We start from the raw sequence: 2,208 nt of genomic DNA on the forward strand, positions 1-2,208 counted from the left end.
CCACCAAAGACATAAATCTTGCCGTTGACCGCTGCTACACCAAATGGCGACCACAGGGTTGGCCTCGCAGAAATCACACGCCATCTCTCAGTAGCCGGCTCATACACTTCAACAGGAGCAAGACGCCCATCACCCGCTCGCATCCCACTCGTGAGATAGATTTTATCCGCAACAACAACTGTCGAAAATACCGTTCTCGGATTGGGCATGTCAGCTCTCTTCGTCCACCGGTTGATTCTCGGTTCATAGACCTCAATCGTCCCGAGAAAGGGACCTCCACCCCCAGCTGGTGGCCACCCAGACCCACCCATGGCGTAAAGGGTGTCCCGAATAACCGCTGCCTGAACGGCACGGCGTCGTGTCGGCATGTCCGCTCGCTTTGCAGGATCATAGACTTCCACAAGATCAACGCGCCACGGAACCTCAGGCTGAAGATCAACAGTCCCACCAATGGCATAAATTTTGCCAGCAACCACCCCGATGCCGAATGCCGCACGGCGACGGGACATGTCCTGTTTTCGGACCCACGTGTCGGTTTGCGGGTCGTACATCTCGACAACTTTCAGAGTTGTGAGATTCACCGCCCGGTTATCCTTCCCCACTTTTCCTGCCAAGACATAAATCCTGCCAGCAACAACAGCCGCCTTAGCACCGGAACGGACAGTCGGCATATCTGTGAGTCTCTGCCACGTGTTGGTTTCTGGGTCATAGACCTCCACCAAGGACATCCCAAACGGACCCCGCCAAATACCAGGGCCAAGCTCAGGCCGCTCAACACCCTGCTCATGTTCAAAAAGCGTGCCACCGATGAGATAAATCTTACCCTCTACTACAGCGGTCGCGAATCCAGCTCGTTGCGTTCGGAGTTCGGAGATCACCCGCCACTCGTTCGCATCAGCATTTTCCATTACAAAATGAGAGAGCACCACAACAGCAAATCCAAACATACTCCATTATCGACACCTCCTTCTGAATACAAACCGAATGTCAAGAATGTGCGAAAAAAGCGAAAAACAGTGCCTTTCTCAACCTCTTCCGCACAAACTCTACCCTAAAGATTTCTCCTGAGGGTCCTTTACTTTATGTGGAAAAACTTGCGAAAACGAACCTCTGTCCGAAATGTGCATTTAAGACACAATCAGCTAAGTTCGTTTATCACATCTGCCTACGCAGGACAGCCGTCCCTTTTGGGGGCACAGAAATAGCGTACCCCACCGTCATCAGCATCACCGGAGCAACAAACGTGCGTGTCCGTTTTACAATGAGTGTGCTTTTGGTCATCACCACAATAATGCTCACCCTCGACGCCATGATTAGCCTCTGTGATATCAGGCGCGAGTAACATTGAAGCGAAGATCGCTCCTGTTGCTACCGTGCCAGCGACGAAGGCATTCTTATGCGCTACATGACCATCTTCTTTGACGAAGAAGTCACTGAGACGCTGTTTCGTGAGTTCGACGACATGAGTCTGCATGAGAGTTTATCTCCTTTTTTGTAAGGTGCTTCACCTAAAAGTCTCACAAAATACATCCATCCTATGCTACAATTAGGTGAGCACTGTCAGAGTCAGGTTATGGCAGAGCTTTCCGCGCCGATCGGTGTTTCTACCCCCTTCGGCGCACCTATGAAAAAATATCGGAGACTGCCACTACAAAAACGACTTCGTCTAAAAAAACGAAAATCGTCAACAACGGTGAGTTCGGTATAAAATTAATGCATTCACACCGAAACTCACGTTAGACCAGAGTTAGCAAGTTCCGTGCCAATCCCTTTCATAAAACACGCGATCTCTGTCGAACACACTGAAATTGAGAGAGCAGTATCTCCCACTCGGTTTACCAAAAACTATCCCTGAAGAAATGGAAGCTTCTCCTTATTCTCAAATTCCCTTGTTATCTCTCGAATCCAGATCTATTTCAAACTGCGTCTGTTTGACGCGATGCGTCCTGTTGACGCACATAATCGCGTCATTCTGGCAACGCCAACTTCTGCATCACATGAATCTGAGCAGCGAGCTGTTTTGTCTCTCTAATGTGTTGTAACCGTTTCGCTTCGCTCCATTTCTGATAAGCAAAGGGACCTATAACAATAACAGTCAGAACCAACGTAAGTAAGATGTATCTTTTCACAAAAATCCTCAGTTTCTCAAAATTTAGACAGGTGTAAACAAACGATTGTCAGTCTTTTTAGGGCTGGTTTTGGTATTCT

Annotated in this window: 3 protein-coding genes; all 3 read right to left on the reverse strand. The window is 48.7% G+C overall.

Annotated elements, in window-relative coordinates; genetic code table 11:
* Window positions 1-947 (reverse strand): hypothetical protein (locus tag J4G07_04940; GenBank protein MCE2413327.1); only part of this gene is annotated, 947 nt, incomplete at its 3' end.
* A gap of 218 nt (window positions 948-1,165) precedes the next feature.
* Window positions 1,166-1,474 carry a hypothetical protein gene (locus tag J4G07_04945; GenBank protein MCE2413328.1) on the reverse strand — a complete coding sequence of 103 codons (309 nt, stop codon included), beginning with the start codon at window positions 1,472-1,474 and terminating at the stop codon, window positions 1,166-1,168.
* A 493-nt stretch (window positions 1,475-1,967) separates the two neighbouring features.
* Window positions 1,968-2,129, reverse strand: coding sequence for a hypothetical protein (locus J4G07_04950; GenBank protein MCE2413329.1), 162 nt, complete (start codon window positions 2,127-2,129; stop codon window positions 1,968-1,970).
* Between the last annotated feature and the right edge of the window lie 79 nt (window positions 2,130-2,208).

Source organism: Candidatus Poribacteria bacterium, from assembly GCA_021295715.1.
Classification (GTDB): Bacteria; Poribacteria; WGA-4E; order WGA-4E; family WGA-3G; genus WGA-3G.

Coding starts and splice junctions, on each gene's coding strand:
- J4G07_04945 (MCE2413328.1), bottom strand. CDS start 1,474: ATGCAGACTCATGTCGTCGAACTCACGAAACAGCGTCTCAGTGACTTC.